The sequence below is a fragment of the Hydrogenophaga defluvii genome (assembly GCF_042665235.1).
In the GTDB taxonomy this organism is placed as follows: Bacteria; Pseudomonadota; Gammaproteobacteria; order Burkholderiales; family Burkholderiaceae_C; genus Hydrogenophaga; species Hydrogenophaga defluvii_A.
In genome coordinates this window covers 34,549-49,355 of record NZ_JBHTBZ010000035.1, presented here as the reverse complement: position 1 = coordinate 49,355, position 14,807 = coordinate 34,549, and the positions used below count along the sequence as shown (strand labels likewise).

Here is a 14,807-nt window from a genome sequence, read left to right as displayed (position 1 = left end):
CGGTTGAGATGTGCCACGGGTCACATGGCGGCCATGGTATCGGTTCCCAAGCGGTACGGCACAACCCGCGCATCAACACCTCGCATCAGTGTGCGACATCACACAGACACCCAGGCCTTGCCGGGACAAGACTGCAAGCGTCCAAGAACCTGGCCTCCGGTCCGGCAGTGGGCACAACTTCCAAGGGAGCTTGTATGCGTGTTGTTCATGGGGTGGCCGTCTTCACGGCCCTGGTGTTAACGGCCCTGGCCGGATGTGGGGGTGGCACCGACACCACTGCCGCTGAAGGACTGGCGTCCGCCGACGACAACGGGTTGCCCAGCCTGCGTGCACTGCAACCGGTGCCAGATGAACCGGCAACGTTGGCGAAACCCACGCCGGCCGCAACAGCGCCCGAGGCCGCGACGGACACTGGCACCGAGCTGGTCGCCATGGCGCTGCCGGCAACAGGTGACCCTGGCCTGCTGTTGCTGTTGCTGCCCGACGAGCAGTCGGTCAGCGACCCACGCGTCAGGTCCTGGCAGGACGCTGCGTCCGAAGTGGGTGTCCGGCTGGCCCCCATCACCGACACCGAGTTCATGCAACTCGGTGCTGGCGCCAACGCCTACGCCGGCCTGGTGCTGCCCGACAGCTTGCACACACGCGCCACCGACACGCTGATCGAAGCGATCACGCGCTACACCAGCAACGGGGGCAACACCTTGTTGAGCTTTGATTTTGGCGCGTTGCTGCCCAATGGCTTCTATCCCACCACCGGCGGCTCGCGTCTGAATGGACTCGCCGGTGTGGACTACGTGCTGTACGACGCGCTGCGGGACCGCACCACGGGCTTTGGACCGGTGATGGCACTGCGCAGCACCTTGCGGGCGCTGCAGGTGCCGCCCGGCAAATCCTTGCCCTATGAGCCCCCCATGGCAAACGCACCGCTGCGGGTGGGCGCTGCCACCGAAACCACGGGCTTGCAGAAAGCGGCTGGTGTGTCGCGCACCACCGCGCTGTACCTGCCGGTGTCGCCAGCCGACCCAGGCGGCGCCCGGGGCTTTGACCCGCAGCAGTTCCTGGGGCTGCGCCACGCCGACTCCAGCCTGCCCACCACAGGCAAGCCGCCACGGCGGGAGGTCGTGATCAACTACGGCCGAGCCTTCAAGGCCCCCCCCGTGCCCGGCGTCACCACCACCGCGCTGGCGCGCACCTTGCGCACACGCGAAACCAGCGGCGACCCCACCGACACCTACACCGGCTACCTGCTGGGACCGTTGATGTACCCGAGCTACGTGACCCAGGGTGACTTTGGCGGCAGCGCCCACCCCGGCCAAACCGCGCTGGTGAGTTCGCCCCAGTTCGGTCTGGTCGCGGGCATCAACCCGGTGGGCTTGGGCCAGGTTCTGTTCGTCAACCTGCCGCTGACCTACCTCAAGGGCCGCACTGACGCCCTGCCCATGCACGGCTTCTTGCACTACTTCAGCCATCAACTGCTGCGACTGGCCCACCTGTCCGCGATGCCCAACGGCGTCGCCGGCATCACACTCGACTGGCACCTCGATGCCAAGGTGGCCCAGGCCCCCACCCAGCGGCTGATTCAGAAAAACGTCTTCCGCGAAGCGGGCACACTGTTCTCCATCGACATGACCGCCGGGCCCGATCTGCTCACCGCTGGGGACGGGCTGGGCTGGAACCTGCCTGCGAACACCGCCGGCAAGACCATGTTGCGCAACTTCAACAACTTTGGCCACGCCGTGGGCAGCCATGGTGGCTGGATACACAACTTCTACGGCCCCAAGGTCAGCGAGTTCAACCAGTTCGTCAGCACCGGTGGGGCATGCCGCAACAAGGCCACGGGCGTGGACAACTTCGAGCAGTGTCTGGTGCTCAACCACAAGGCGGTGGACAACACCATCAACCGCGCCAGCCGCAGCTACTCGGCGCCGGAAGGCAACAACCCGCCGTGGGCCATGGACTGGCTGGCCCGCCGCGGCGTGGTCGCCACCTACTTCGGTGGTCACACGGGGCTGGGTGTCACCCGGCAATACCGCGACGGCGTCCTGCTCAATCCGTCGATCTGGGTGGTCCCCGTCACACCCAATGGCCTGTACGCGACCTACGAGGAATTTCAGGGCTACCAGGTGCCCAAGGCCAACGTCATCCAGTGGTACCGAGAGCTGATGGACTTCAACATCGCCCAAAACACCTCACGCATGGTCTACGCCCACCCGCCGGGTGCCGATGCTTGGTTCGACGTGCTCAGCGACATGCTGGGCTACGCACGCACGCAGCGCCAGGCCGGCCGGCTCGCCTGGTACACCATGCCCAGGCTCGCCGATTTCATGACCACCCGGGACCGCGTCACCTGGAGCGAAAATCGCGACGCCGCCACAGGGAGCATCCAATTCACCGCCGCGCACCCGGTCAGCCTGAACGAGTTCACCTGGCGGTTGCCGCGCAGCCGCTACACCAGCGCTCCGGTACTGGTGTCGGGCAATGCCACGGTCACGGGCACCGATCCCACTTTCTGGCTGGTGCAGGCCGGTGCCGGCACACAGCTGGTGTTCACGGCGCAGCCATCGTCGTGATCGGGTCTGCGCCACGGCCAGACGAGTGGCGGCTCATGCCACCTGCAGCAGCCTGGCCACGTGCTCGCCAATGGCCAGCGCGCTGGTCAGGCCCGGCGACTCGATGCCAAACAGGTTGACCAGACCCGGCACACCGTGTTGCTCGGGGCCGTCGATGCGGAAGTCGGGTGCGGGTTGGCCCGGGCCGTACAGCTTGGGCCGAACGCCGCTGTAGCTGGGCTGGAGCGCACCATCGGCGAGGGCTGGCCAGTAGCGGCGCACTTCGCCGTAAAAACCGTCGGCGCGCCGGGCGTCCACCGTGTAGTCGATGGCCAGCGGGTCCTGGCCGGCGGGCAACCACTCCAGGTCTGGGCCAAACTTGGCCTGCCCACCCAGGTCCAGCGTGAGGTGCACGCCCAGCCAGGCGTCTTGTGGCGCTGGGTACACCAGGCGCGAGAAAGGCGCTTTACCGGCGAGCGAAAAGTAGCTGCCTTTGGCATACCGTTCGGTGGGCACATGGCGTGGGTCCAGGCCCCGAATAGCGCGTGCCACCGGGCAGGCGAACAACCCCGCAGCGTTGACCACGGTGCGGGCCTTGAGCCACATGGGTGCACCATCGGCCACCACCTCCAGCACGGTGCCGTCGCCCCCTACCTCGCCACGCACCAACCACGAGGCCAGGGCCACCGCGCCACCCGCCGCTTCCAGGTCACCCTGCAACGCGAGCATCAAGCCGTGGCTGTCCACGATGCCGGTGCTGGGCGACAGCAAGGCCGCTTGGGCGCTGAGCGCCGGCTCCAGCGCACGGGCTTGCGCGCCGCTCAGCCACTCGACCGGCACGCCGTTGGCCTGTGCGCGTGCCTCGATGTTTTTCAACGCGTCAAGTTGCGCCGCATCGGTGGCCACCACCAGCTTGCCACAGCGGCGGTGCGCAACGCCATGGCTTTCACAAAAGGCGTAGAGCAGCTCTTTGCCCCGCACACACAAGCGTGCCTTGAGCGACCTGGGTTCGTAGTACAGGCCCGCGTGGATCACCTCGCTGTTGCGTGAACTCACGCCGGTGCCGATGGCGGTTTCGCGCTCCAGCACCAGCACCTCGCGCCCTGCCTGGGCCAAGGCCCGCGCCACCGCCAGGCCCACGGCGCCAGCGCCCACCACCACCACGTCCACCGCCTCGGCGGCGGCCAATTGTTCAGCAGAAAAGGATGTTGTCATGCGCCCATTGTGGCGCACAGACCAGCGGACCGCGGGTCATTGGCGCGGGATGCCGGCCTTGTCGATCACCTCGCTCCAGCGCCGGATGTCGGACGCCAGCAGGGCGGCGGTTTCCTGCGGCGTGGCCGGGTCGGGCTCCACGTTCATGTCGCGCAAACGCTTCTGCAACTCAGGCATGACCAGCACAGCGGCAATCGCTTCGTGCAAGCGCTGCACCACCTCACGCGGTGTCTTGGAGGGCACGGCAAAGGCATTCCACGACGAAGCCACAAAACCCTTGACGCCGCCCTCCTCCGCCGTCGGCACGGCGGGCAACAAGGGCGACCGCCGTGTGCCGGTGACGGCCAGAACCCGCACGGCGTTGCCCGTGATCTGCGGCATCACCGGGCCGAGGATTTCCACCGCCACATCCACTTGTTTGCCGCGCAGCGCGGTCACCAGGGCCGGCGTGCCGTTGAAGGGCACCACCTGCGCCTGCAGTGCGGCGGTGCTCTTGAACAACTCGGCCGCCAGGTGCTGCGTGCTGCCAATGTTGATGCTGCCGATGTTGAGCTTGCCCGGGTTGGCGCGCGCCCAGGCCAGGAGTTCACCCAGTGTTTTGTGGGGCGAGTCGGCCGGCACCAACACGCCGATGTCGAAGTTGCCCAGGGTGGACACGGGCGTGAAGTCTTTGAGCGTGTCGTAAGGCAGCGACTTGAACAGGCCGGCCGTGACCGCCGTTCCGTTGGACATCAAAAACACCGTGTGGCCATCGGGTTCGGCCTTGGCCACCGTCTCGGCGGCCACCACCCCACCCGCACCCGGGCGGTTCTCGATGACAAAAGGCTGGCCCAGCCGCTTGGCCAGTTCGGCCGACACGGCGCGGGCGGTGAGGTCACCCACGCCACCGGCGCCAAAGGGCACAACCACCCGAACCGCTTTGCTGGGGTAGCTGGGCGTTTGTGCCGCCAGGGGCAGCGCGAACACGCCCAGGGCAGCGGCGACAACACGGCGGCGATGAAGAAGGGTTTGCGTCATGAGGTCACCCGACAAATTGAACAAGCCACAAAGAGATGGGCGGGAACAGCAGCAACAAGGTGGTGCGGACCACGTCGCTGGCCAGAAAGGGCAGCACGCCTCTGTAGCTCTCGGCAATGGGCACGCCTTTGGACATGCCGTTGACCACGTACACGTTGAGTCCCACGGGTGGTGCCAGCAAGCCAAAGCCCACGGTCATCAACACCATGATGCCAAACCAGATGGCGGTGTGCTCCTGCGACATCCCGAAGTCCAGGCCCATGATGACCGGGAAGAAAATGGGTATGGTCAACAGGATCATGGACAGCTCGTCCATCACGGCCCCCAACACCACATAAAACAGCAGGATGCCGGCCACCACCGCCAAAGGAGGCACGGCCAGGTCCTTGATCAGCGCCGCCAGTTGGGCCGGCACCTGGGTCAGCGCAAGCGCCACGTTCATCATGTCGGCACCAATGAAGATCATGAAGATCATGGCGCTGGTGGCCGCCGTGGAGAGGAAACACTCCTTGATCTTGGCCGGCGTCAGCTCACGCTTGAGCAAAGCCGCCACAAAGGTGCTGGCGGCGCCCACGCCCGCCCCTTCGGTGGGAGTGAACAGCCCCCCGTAGATGCCGCCAAACACCACCAGGAACACGATGGCAATGGGCAGCACCCCCATTAGGGCCTCCAGCGACATGGCGGGCAAGTCCTTGTCTTGGTCGGGCGCATGGCCGGGCACCAGGCGCACGTAGATGGCGATCGCGGTCATGTAACCCAGCATGGCCAGGATGCCAGGCACGGTGGCCGCCGCAAACAGCTTGGCGATGTTCTGCTCGGTCAAGATGGCGTAGATCACCAGCGGGACCGACGGGGGAATCAGGATGCCCAGGGTGCCCCCTGCTGCCAGCGTGCCCGTGGAAAGCCGGCCAGAGTAGCCGTGGCGCTTCATCTCCGGGAGTGCCACCGAGGTGATGGTGGCCGCCGTGGCGATGGAGGAGCCACAGATGGCGCCAAAACCGGCACTGGCCATGACCGCCGCCATGGCGAGCCCACCCTTGAAACGCGCGGTGAGCACGCTGGCAAACTGGAACAAGGCCTTGGAAATCCCACCCTGCGTGGCAAAGTTGCCCATCAGGATGAACAGCGGGATGACCGAGAGGTCGTAGCTGGCAAAACGGGCGTAGGCCAGGCCATTGAGGTTGTTGAGGAACGGCGGCAGCCCCACCTGATACAGGTAACCCCAGACACCGGCGGCGAACATGGCCACGGCGATGGGCACCCGCACCACCATCAGCACAAGCATGACGCCAAAAATCAGCAAAGCGATGGTCAACGAGCTCATGCGCCATCCTTCGCATCAAAACCAAACAGGCACTGGGCCAGGCCAATCACGCCGGTCAGCACCAGCGGTGGCACCATGGCGGCGTACACGATCCACTCGGGAAAGCCCAGCATCATGGTGGTGGTTTGCGATTGAAAAGCGTTGATGCAACCCACCCCGGTGCGCCAGGCCAGCAAAAACAACATGAGCGACAACAGCAGGGCACCAAACCGGTCGAAGCGCGCGTTGATGCGCGCCGGCATGCGGCTGGTGAAAAAATCCACAATGATGTTGCCTTGCTGGTACTGGCACAGCGGCAAAAACAAGGTGATGGCCGCGCCGGCCGCCACCGCCGTCAACTCGTAATCGCCCAGCAGGGTAGAGCCGGTGGTGTTGCGCCCAATCAGGCTCACGCAGGTCACCAGCGTGACCAGGGTGAGAAGCAGGCCCGCGATGACCGCGCAGGCCTGTGCAAGAAACGACAGTGTCTTCAAAACATATCCGTCCAAAAAACAAGCCGACGTTCCCCCAGGCTAGGGGAAACATCGGCGGGGCGACGGCCGGCCCACACCGGTACCGTCAGAACGCGCGCATTATCGCGAATGCTTGGCGATCAGCGCCCGAGCCTCCGACACCAGCCTGGCGCCGTCGATGTTCTTGCCCTTCATTTCATTGACCCAGTCGGTTTCCACCGACCCGGCGGTGCGACGCCAGCGCTGCGTTTCGGCCACATCCAGCTCGATGATGTTGTTCTTGGCCTTGACCGCGATCTCGCGACCGGTGCGATCACCTTCGTCCATGGCGCGGCCAAACATGGCCGCCGTTTCGATGCCCGAGTTCTTGTCGATCACGGCCTTGAGGTCGGCTGGCAACTTGTCGTAGGCGGCCTTGTTCATCGAGAACGCGAAGGTCTGGGTGTACAGGCCCTCCTTGCCGGCAAATGTGGTGTGGTTCTTCACCAGTTCGGTGACCTTGAGCGACGGCGTGACCTCCCAAGGAATGGTCGTGCCGTCGATGGTGCCCTTGGACAAGGCATCCGTCACGGCGGGCACGGGCATGCCCACCGGCGTGGCACCAAGCTTGACCAGCATGTTGTTGATGACGCGCGAGCCACCGCGAATCTTCATCCCGCGCAAGCTTTCCAGGCCGGTGACAGGTGCCTTGGTGTGGAACAGCCCGGGGCCGTGCGTGTGCACCGCGAGCAGCTTGACGTCCTTGAATTCGTCGGCAGCGTTGGCTTGCACGTATTCCCAGAACGCGCGCGATGAATGTTCAGCCACACCACTCATGAAGGGCAACTCGAACACCTCGGACTTGTTGAAGCGCCCTGGCGTGTAGCCCAGCACGGTCCAGGTGATGTCGGCCACGCCGTCCTTGGCCTGGTCAAACAGCTGCGGCGGCGCACCACCCAGTTGCATGGCATGAAACAGCTGGATCTTGATGCGTCCACCCGAATCGGCCTCCACCTTTTGCGCCCAGGGGACGATGGCTTTGGCCGGAATGACGGCCTGCGGCGGCAAAAACTGGTGCAGGCGCAGGGTCACGGTTTGTTGTGCCATCGCGGTGGAGGTGGCCGTGGCGGCCAGCGCAGCCACGGCGGCCAAGGCAGCGCGTCGGTTCACGAATCTCATGTGTTGTCTCCTGTCGGTGGATGTTGCGGGCCCACCAAGGGGCCTAGGCGCTGACTTTGCAATGTCCACCGTTCAAACGCAAGCGCAATTTCACTCATGTAGATATACCGCTTTGATATGACCCAGCCACGCCATCACGTGGGTGAGCGGGCGCTCTGCTCCTGCGCCAGCCAGCGATCGATCACCTTGCGCGCCTGCACCCCACCGGCATCGATGTTGAGTTTGAGCAAAGGCCGCTCCGGCCAGGTCAGCAGGTTGAGTTGCTGGCGTTCGAGCATCTCCAGATCTTCCGAAAAAATCTTGTGCTGGCCGGCTCGGATGGCGTCGGTCAGTGCACCATCCTGCGGCTGGAACTTGCGCGCCATGCCCCAGAAGTAGTGGATGGTGGTCTCGGTTTCGGGGGTGATGAAGTCCACCACGATGCTGTAGACCTTGTGTTCGGGGGGCGCCTCCACACCGCCGTGGCCGGCGTGGGCCACGCCCACTTCGATCATCACGTGGCTGGGCGGGGTGAAGCGGCAGATCTGCCAGCGATCTACAGGCACATCGTCGGCCAGGCCGTGGCCACGCAAGGCCATCTTCCAGAACGGCGGTGCCTCGATGCCGTGCATGAAGCGGCTGGTCACCACCTCGTCGCCGTTCACCGTTGTCTTGCACGGGGTCTCGTCGATTTCCTTTTGGCCGATGGTGCCGGCGTGCACATAGGTTTCGTGCGTGAGGTCCATCAGGTTGTCCACCATCAGGCGGTAGTCGCAGCGGATGTGGAACAAGCCACCGCCGTAGGCCCAGTCGGGGTGCTTGTGCCAGGGCTGCACGGGGATATCGTCTGCGTTGGCCAACGAGGCGTCGCCCGGCCACACCCACACAAAACCATAACGTTCCACCGCCCGGTAGGCCCGTATGGGCGGGAACCCACCCACACGCTGACCAGGCATGGCCACGGTCTTGCCGTCGCAACCCATTTCAAGCCCGTGGTAGCCACACACCAGCTTGCCCGCGCACACCCGGCCCAGCGACAGCGGGGCGCCCCGGTGGGGACAGAAGTCCTGCAGCGCGGCCACCTGGGCGGCATCGCTGCGGTAGAAAACGATGCGTTCGCCACAGACCATGCGGCCCAGGGGTTTGTCGGCCACTTCATCGGCTGTGGCGGCCACATACCAGGCGTTTTTGGGGAAGGTCATGTTTTGTGTCCAGAACAAGAAAAGGGTTTTCAAAGGCCCACGAATTTCGGCGCTCGGCGCTCGGCAAAGGCCTGCCGCCCTTCGGCGAAATCGGCGCTGGCCTTGGTGGCGGCTTCGCGTTCGCGCCACAGTGTGGGCTGGCCCCAGCCCAGGGCCATTTCATTGAGCGACTGCTTCATGCCTTGCACCGCCAGCGGCCCCATGGCCAACACCTGGGCACACCAGGCCTGCACAGCGGCCTGCAACTCGCTCGCGGGCAGCAGCTTGTCCAGAAAACCCAGCTGCAGCAGATCGCGGTCGGGCACGGTCTCGGCCAGCAAAAACAACTTGCGCGCCACACCCAAGCCCAGCCGGGCCACGTAGCGCTGCATGCCACTGGGGTAGTAGTGCAGGCCCAAGGCGCCGGCCGGCATGCGTAGCTCCATGCCCTCCACACCAAACCGAAAGTCGCAGGCCAGGGCCAGGTCGGTGGCGCCGCCGTAGACGCTGCCAGGCAAGGCGCACAGGGTCAGCGGGCGCGCCGTGGCCAGGGCGTCGGGCACGGTTTCAAAGGGCATGGGGCCGGTTTCGCCGTCATCGCGAAACGCCCCGAGGTGGTAGCCGGCGCTGAACACCGGTCGCGGCTGGTTGGGTTGGGCGGTCAGCACCAGCGCACGCACCGACACATCGGCGTTGACCGCCGCGATGTGTTCCAGCAGCAGCAACAGGTCGCCGTCTTCCAGCCGGTTGCGGTGCTGGGGGCGGTTCAGCGTGAGGGTGGCCACACCCTGCGCGATGTGCAGCGCGGGCGACGAGGAAGCGGTCTGAGGGCTCATGAGGAGGCGAAAAAAAGAAGCCATTGTTCAACATGCCGCGGCGGCTTGCAGCGGGTGGGATGGCGCACACCACATCAGGGTAAACACCAGTCAATTGGGCATGCCTGACCCATTGAATTAGTTATTTTTTATAACCATAATCGCCCACCATACCGACATTCAGACACCATGGCAAGCACCGACCTGACCCTCACCCTGCACGGCGATCAGCAACAGATCGCCGTCATCAAACTGACCCGCGCCGCCAAGCGCAACGCGCTGAACGATGCGCTGATCCTGGCCTTGCGCGACACCTTCCAGAACCTGCCCAGCAGCGTGCGCGCGGCCGTCATTGACGGCGAGGGCGACCACTTCTGCGCCGGCCTGGATTTGTCGGAACTGCAGGAGCGCGACGCCGGCCAAGGCCTGCATCACTCGCGCATGTGGCACGCGGCACTGGAGTGTGTGCAGAACGGCCCGGTGCCGGTGGTGGCCGCCTTGCACGGCGCCGTGGTGGGCGGCGGTCTGGAGCTGGCCAGCGCCTGCCACATCCGTGTGGCCGACGAAACCACGTTCTTCGCCTTGCCCGAAGGCACCCGCGGCATCTTCGTGGGCGGTGGTGGTTCGGTGCGCATTCCGAAGCTGATCGGCGTGGCCCGCATGACCGACATGATGCTGACGGGCCGCGTCTACAACGCCGCAGACGGCGAGCGCGTGGGCCTGGCGCAGTACCTGGTGCCTGCCGGCACCGCGCTGGACAAGGCGTTGGCCCTCGCCACCCAGATCGCCACCAACGCGCCGCTGACCAACTACGCGTTGATGCATGCCCTGCCCCGGATTGCCGAGCAGCCGGCCGACCACGGTTTCATGACCGAAGCCATGATGGCCGCGATTGCCCAGGCCGCCCCAGAAGCCAAAGAGAGGGTGCGCGCCTTTCTTGAAGGCAAGGCGGCCAAGGTGAAAAAAGCCTGACGCCTCGAAGAAGAAGAAAAAAGAACAACGGAGACAAGATGAGCACCCCCCACACTTCCCCGCGGTTCCGCCCCATGCGCTTTGGCGTGACCCGCGTGCACCTGCGCGACGGCGCGCCCGGCACCCACTACCTGCGCGCCGAGCAAGACCTGCTGCCCTACCCCGAGCGCCTGACCGACCGGTTGCGCCATTGGGCCGAGACCGCGCCCGAGCGCAGCTTCATGGCGCAACGCCAGCCCACCACCGATGCGCAAGGTAAAACCACCCTCGGCGACTGGCGACACGTCAGCTACCGCGAAGCCTGGGACACCGCGCGGCGCATCGCCCAGTCGCTGATCAACCGCGGCCTGAGCGCCGAGCGCCCGGTGGTCATCCTGAGCGAAAACAGCCTGGACCACGCCTTGATGGGCCTGGGCTGCATGGTGGCGGGGGTCCCTTATGTGCCCACCTCGCCGGCCTACTCGCTCATCAGCCAGGACTACGACAAACTCAAACACGTGCTGCGCACCGTGACGCCGGGCCTGGTGTTTGCCACCGACGGCGCACGCTACGCCAAAGCCATTGCCGCGGCGGTGCCGGCCGATGTGGAGGTGGTGCTGTCCCACGGCGGTGTGGCGGATCGCCAGGTCACGTCTTTTGAACAGATCACCCTGACCGACGCCACCAGCGCCGTGGACGCCGCGATGGCCGCCACGGGGCCTGACACCATCGTGAAGTTCCTCTTCACCAGCGGCTCCACCAAGCTGCCCAAGGCTGTCATCAACACACAGCGCCTGTGGTGCGCCAACCAGCAGCAAATGGCGCAGTCCATGCCGGTGCTGGCCGAGCAGCCCCTGGTGCTGTGCGACTGGCTGCCCTGGAACCACACCTTCGGTGGCAACCACAACGTTGGCATGGTGATCTTCCACGGCGGCACGATGTACATCGACGACGGCAAACCCACGCCCGCGTTGATGCACGAGACGCTGCGCAACCTGCGCGAGATCGCCCCCACGGTGTACTTCAACGTGCCCACCGGGTTCGAGGCCATCGCCAACGCCATGAAAACCGACGACGCCTTGCGCAAGAACCTGCTCTCGCGCGTCAAGATGTTCTTCTACGCTGGCGCCGCCCTGGCCCAGCCGATCTGGGACAGCCTGTACGAAAGCGAAGAGCGGGAAATCGGCGAACGCATCGTCATGGGCACCGGGCTGGGCATGACCGAATCCGGCCCGTTTGGCATCTTCGTGACCAACCCCTTCGTCACCGCAGGCGATCTGGGTGTGCCCACACCCGGCCTGGAACTCAAGCTGGTGGACACCGACGGCAAAACCGAGGTGCGCTACAAGGGCCCCAACATCACCCCCGGCTACTGGCGCGCACCCAAAGAAACCGCCGAGGCCTTTGACGAGGAAGGCTTTTTCTGCACCGGCGACGCGGTGAAGTGGATCGACGAAACCGACGTGCACCTGGGCCTGAAGTTCGACGGCCGCATTGCCGAAGACTTCAAGCTCGCCACGGGCACCTTCGTGAGCGTGGGGCCGCTGCGTGCCAAGGTCATCGCGGCCGGCGCGCCCTACATCCAGGATGTGGTGCTGACCGGCCTCAACCTCAAAGAGGTGGGTGCCATGGTCTTCCCCACCCAGGCCGTGCGCCAACTGGCTGGCTTGCCGGCCGACGCCGCGATGGCCGATGTGCTGGCCAGTGCCCCGGTGCTGGCCCACTTCCAGTCGGTGGTGAACACACTGGCAGCAAACGCGACCGGCAGCGCCAACCGCATCGCCCGCCTGTGCCTGCTGGCCGAACCACCCACCATCGACCGGGGCGAGGTCACCGACAAAGGCTCCATCAACCAGCGCGCCGTGCTGGCCCACCGTGCCGACACGGTGGACGCCCTGCACGGCGGCCGCCTGCACCACATCCTCCTTCCGCAGTGACAAGCACCATGGCAAACCCCGGTTTTTTCTCCTCCTTCGACGACGTCTGGATGCTGGACGGTGTGCGCACGCCCATGGTCGATTACTGCGGCGCACTGGGCCACATCTCGCCCACGGATCTGGGCATCAAGGCGGCCCGTGCCGCGCTGGCCCGGGCCGGTGTGCCCGGCAGCGACATCGGCTCGGTGGTCACGGGCAACATGGCGCCCGGCGACTTCGACCAGTTTTTCCTGCCCCGCCACATCGGGCTCTACGCCGGTGTGCCGGTGGAAGTGCCGGCCATCATGGCCCAGCGCATTTGTGGCACCGGCTTCGAGCTGTTTCGCCAGGCCGGTGAACACATCCAGGGCGGCGCCTGCGAGGCCGCGCTGGTGGTGGGCACCGAGAGCATGACGCGCAACCCCATCGCCGCCTTCGACCACCGCACCGGTTTCAAACTCGGCGCGCCCGTCGGCTTCAAGGACTACATGTGGGAGGCGCTGAAAGACCCGGCTGCCGGCATCAACATGATCCAGACGGCCGAGAACCTGGCCAAGCAGTACGCCATCAGCCGCGAAGACGTGGACGCTTTTGCCTCCAGTTCCTTCTCCAAAGCGGTGGCAGCACAGGAAAGTGGCTTCCTCGCCGGCGAGATCGTGCCGGTCGTCACCGAAAAGTTCGAACTCGACGGCTACAAGCCTCGCGGGATCAAGCTGCAAGGCAAGCTCACCGAGGTGGCCACCGACACCCACGCCCGCATCTCCCCGGTGGAGGTGTTGGCCAAGCTCAAGCCGGTGTACGAAGGTGGTGTGCAGACCGGTGGCAACAGCTCGGCGCTGGTGGACGCGGCGGCGGCGGCCGTGGTCGCATCGGGCGCCTACGCCAAAGCCCATGGCAAAAAGCCGCTGGCGCGCATCGTCGCCGCCGCTGCGGTGGGCGTGCCGCCCGAAATCATGGGCATCGGCCCGGCACCGGCCATCCGCCTGCTGCTGGCCCGCACCGGCCTCACGCTGGACCAGATTGGCCGATTTGAAATCAACGAAGCCCAAGGCGCCCAAACCCTGGCCGTGGGCCGCGAGTTGGGCCTGGACCTGGCCAAGCTCAACGTCAACGGCGGCGCCATCGCACTGGGTCACCCGCTGGCCGCCACCGGCGTGCGCCTGACCATCACCCTGGCGCGCGAGCTGCAATGCAGCGGGCTGCGCTACGGCATCTCCAGCGCCTGCGTGGGCGGTGGGCAAGGCATTGCGCTGCTGGTCGAAAACCCCGACGCGGCCTGATCTTTCACAGCGACAAAACACAAAGGACTCGACCATGCAGATTCAAGGACAAGTGGCCCTCGTCACTGGCGGCGGTTCCGGCCTCGGTGAAGCCACCGCACGCGAGCTGGCCCGCCTGGGCGCCAAGGTGGCGGTGCTCGACGTGAACCTGGCCAACGCCGAGCGTGTGGCCGCTGACATCGGCGGCGTGGCCTGCCCCTGCGACATCACCAGCACCGACAGCCTGCAAGCGGCGTTCGACAAGGTCACTTCGACCCTGGGCCCGGCGCGCATTCTGATGAACATCGCCGGCATCGGCACCGCCAAACGTGTGGTGCAAAAAGACGGCAGCGCCGCCCCGCTGGACGATTTCAGCAAGGTCATCACCGTCAACCTGGTGGGCACCTACAACGCCAGCCGCCTGTTTGCAGCGGCCTGCGCCAAGCTCGATCCACTGGAAGACGGCGAACGTGGCGTGATGTTGTTCACCGCCTCGGTGGCGGCATTCGATGGCCAAGTGGGCCAGCAAGCCTACAGCGCCTCCAAGGGTGGGCTGGTGGGCATGACACTGCCGATGGCGCGCGACCTGGCGCAACACGGTATCCGCGTGTGCACCATCGCCCCGGGCCTGTTTGCCACGCCGCTGATGAAAAGCCTGCCCGAGCCGGTGCAGGCCTCGCTGGCCGCCAGCATCCCCTTCCCGCCGCGCCTGGGCAAGCCATCGGAGTTCGCCGAACTGGCCTGCCACATCGTCACCAACACCCACCTCAACGGCGAAGTCATTCGCTTGGATGGCGCCCTGCGCATGGCGCCGAGATGAAGCCCACCCCGTCGCTTGCCCGCTGCGCGTGGCCGCATCCTCCTCAAGGGGCGACACCAGCCGTCCGGCAGAGCCGGCCCGACGGTGTCCCGCGGATGAACCTGTTCATGCGCTGCCGCTTGTTGACCTGCTGACCTTTTTGTTCCCCCGTTCCCCAACCACCCCTAGGAG

General features: G+C 65.6%; 12 protein-coding genes. 5 read left to right on the top strand and 7 right to left on the bottom strand.

The genetic code is table 11. The features are described from left to right. The first annotated feature begins 194 nt into the window (after positions 1-194). A complete protein-coding gene (locus ACFQU0_RS13085; RefSeq protein ID WP_382201476.1) occupies positions 195-2,570 on the top strand; it encodes a polysaccharide deacetylase family protein in 2,376 nt (791 codons plus the stop codon). Between the two features lie 33 nt (positions 2,571-2,603). On the opposite strand, the gene ACFQU0_RS13080 is transcribed toward ACFQU0_RS13085, so the two are convergent. From ACFQU0_RS13080 to ACFQU0_RS13050, 7 genes are all read right to left on the bottom strand, one after another. After that, entirely contained in the window at positions 2,604-3,764 is a 1,161-nt protein-coding gene (locus tag ACFQU0_RS13080; RefSeq protein WP_382201474.1) for an NAD(P)/FAD-dependent oxidoreductase, read from the bottom strand. 36 nt (positions 3,765-3,800) lie between these two features. Next, positions 3,801-4,781, bottom strand: a complete 981-nt coding sequence (locus ACFQU0_RS13075) for a Bug family tripartite tricarboxylate transporter substrate binding protein (RefSeq protein WP_382201473.1) — start codon at positions 4,779-4,781, stop codon at positions 3,801-3,803. Between the two features lie 4 nt (positions 4,782-4,785). Continuing rightward, on the bottom strand, positions 4,786-6,105 hold the full coding sequence (locus ACFQU0_RS13070) for a TRAP transporter large permease (protein ID WP_382201471.1): 1,320 nt from the start codon (positions 6,103-6,105) through the stop codon (positions 4,786-4,788). Continuing rightward, complete coding sequence (locus tag ACFQU0_RS13065) at positions 6,102-6,578, bottom strand: TRAP transporter small permease (protein WP_382201469.1); 477 nt, start codon at positions 6,576-6,578, stop codon at positions 6,102-6,104. The genes ACFQU0_RS13070 and ACFQU0_RS13065 overlap by 4 nt, the downstream gene beginning before the upstream one ends. A 99-nt stretch (positions 6,579-6,677) precedes the next feature. Next, positions 6,678-7,715 carry a TRAP transporter substrate-binding protein gene (locus ACFQU0_RS13060; RefSeq protein ID WP_382201468.1) on the bottom strand — a complete coding sequence of 346 codons (1,038 nt, stop codon included), beginning with the start codon at positions 7,713-7,715 and terminating at the stop codon, positions 6,678-6,680. 134 nt (positions 7,716-7,849) lie between these two features. Continuing rightward, entirely contained in the window at positions 7,850-8,896 is a 1,047-nt protein-coding gene (locus tag ACFQU0_RS13055; protein WP_382201466.1) for an aromatic ring-hydroxylating dioxygenase subunit alpha, read from the bottom strand. A gap of 29 nt (positions 8,897-8,925) precedes the next feature. Beyond that, positions 8,926-9,711, bottom strand: coding sequence for an enoyl-CoA hydratase/isomerase family protein (locus tag ACFQU0_RS13050; RefSeq protein WP_382201464.1), 786 nt, complete (start codon positions 9,709-9,711; stop codon positions 8,926-8,928). Positions 9,712-9,879: 168 nt separating this feature from the next. Here ACFQU0_RS13050 and ACFQU0_RS13045 point away from each other — a divergent pair, with 168 nt between their 5' ends. The 4 genes from ACFQU0_RS13045 to ACFQU0_RS13030 are packed head-to-tail and all read left to right on the top strand — an operon-like array spanning position 9,880 to position 14,636. Continuing rightward, positions 9,880-10,662, top strand: coding sequence for a crotonase/enoyl-CoA hydratase family protein (locus ACFQU0_RS13045; protein ID WP_382201462.1), 783 nt, complete (start codon positions 9,880-9,882; stop codon positions 10,660-10,662). A 38-nt stretch (positions 10,663-10,700) separates the two neighbouring features. After that, entirely contained in the window at positions 10,701-12,578 is a 1,878-nt protein-coding gene (locus tag ACFQU0_RS13040; protein ID WP_382201460.1) for a feruloyl-CoA synthase, read from the top strand. An 8-nt stretch (positions 12,579-12,586) separates the two neighbouring features. After that, positions 12,587-13,837, top strand: coding sequence for a thiolase family protein (locus tag ACFQU0_RS13035; RefSeq protein ID WP_382201459.1), 1,251 nt, complete (start codon positions 12,587-12,589; stop codon positions 13,835-13,837). 34 nt (positions 13,838-13,871) lie between these two features. Further along, positions 13,872-14,636, top strand: coding sequence for a 3-hydroxyacyl-CoA dehydrogenase (locus ACFQU0_RS13030; RefSeq protein ID WP_382201458.1), 765 nt, complete (start codon positions 13,872-13,874; stop codon positions 14,634-14,636). Positions 14,637-14,807 lie beyond the last annotated feature (171 nt).

Coding starts and splice junctions, on each gene's coding strand:
- ACFQU0_RS13075 (WP_382201473.1), bottom strand. CDS start 4,781: ATGACGCAAACCCTTCTTCATCGCCGCCGTGTTGTCGCCGCTGCCCTG.
- ACFQU0_RS13035 (WP_382201459.1), top strand. CDS start 12,587: ATGGCAAACCCCGGTTTTTTCTCCTCCTTCGACGACGTCTGGATGCTG.
- ACFQU0_RS13055 (WP_382201466.1), bottom strand. CDS start 8,896: ATGACCTTCCCCAAAAACGCCTGGTATGTGGCCGCCACAGCCGATGAA.
- ACFQU0_RS13045 (WP_382201462.1), top strand. CDS start 9,880: ATGGCAAGCACCGACCTGACCCTCACCCTGCACGGCGATCAGCAACAG.
- ACFQU0_RS13085 (WP_382201476.1), top strand. CDS start 195: ATGCGTGTTGTTCATGGGGTGGCCGTCTTCACGGCCCTGGTGTTAACG.
- ACFQU0_RS13070 (WP_382201471.1), bottom strand. CDS start 6,105: ATGAGCTCGTTGACCATCGCTTTGCTGATTTTTGGCGTCATGCTTGTG.
- ACFQU0_RS13060 (WP_382201468.1), bottom strand. CDS start 7,715: ATGAGATTCGTGAACCGACGCGCTGCCTTGGCCGCCGTGGCTGCGCTG.
- ACFQU0_RS13080 (WP_382201474.1), bottom strand. CDS start 3,764: ATGACAACATCCTTTTCTGCTGAACAATTGGCCGCCGCCGAGGCGGTG.
- ACFQU0_RS13040 (WP_382201460.1), top strand. CDS start 10,701: ATGAGCACCCCCCACACTTCCCCGCGGTTCCGCCCCATGCGCTTTGGC.
- ACFQU0_RS13030 (WP_382201458.1), top strand. CDS start 13,872: ATGCAGATTCAAGGACAAGTGGCCCTCGTCACTGGCGGCGGTTCCGGC.
- ACFQU0_RS13050 (WP_382201464.1), bottom strand. CDS start 9,711: ATGAGCCCTCAGACCGCTTCCTCGTCGCCCGCGCTGCACATCGCGCAG.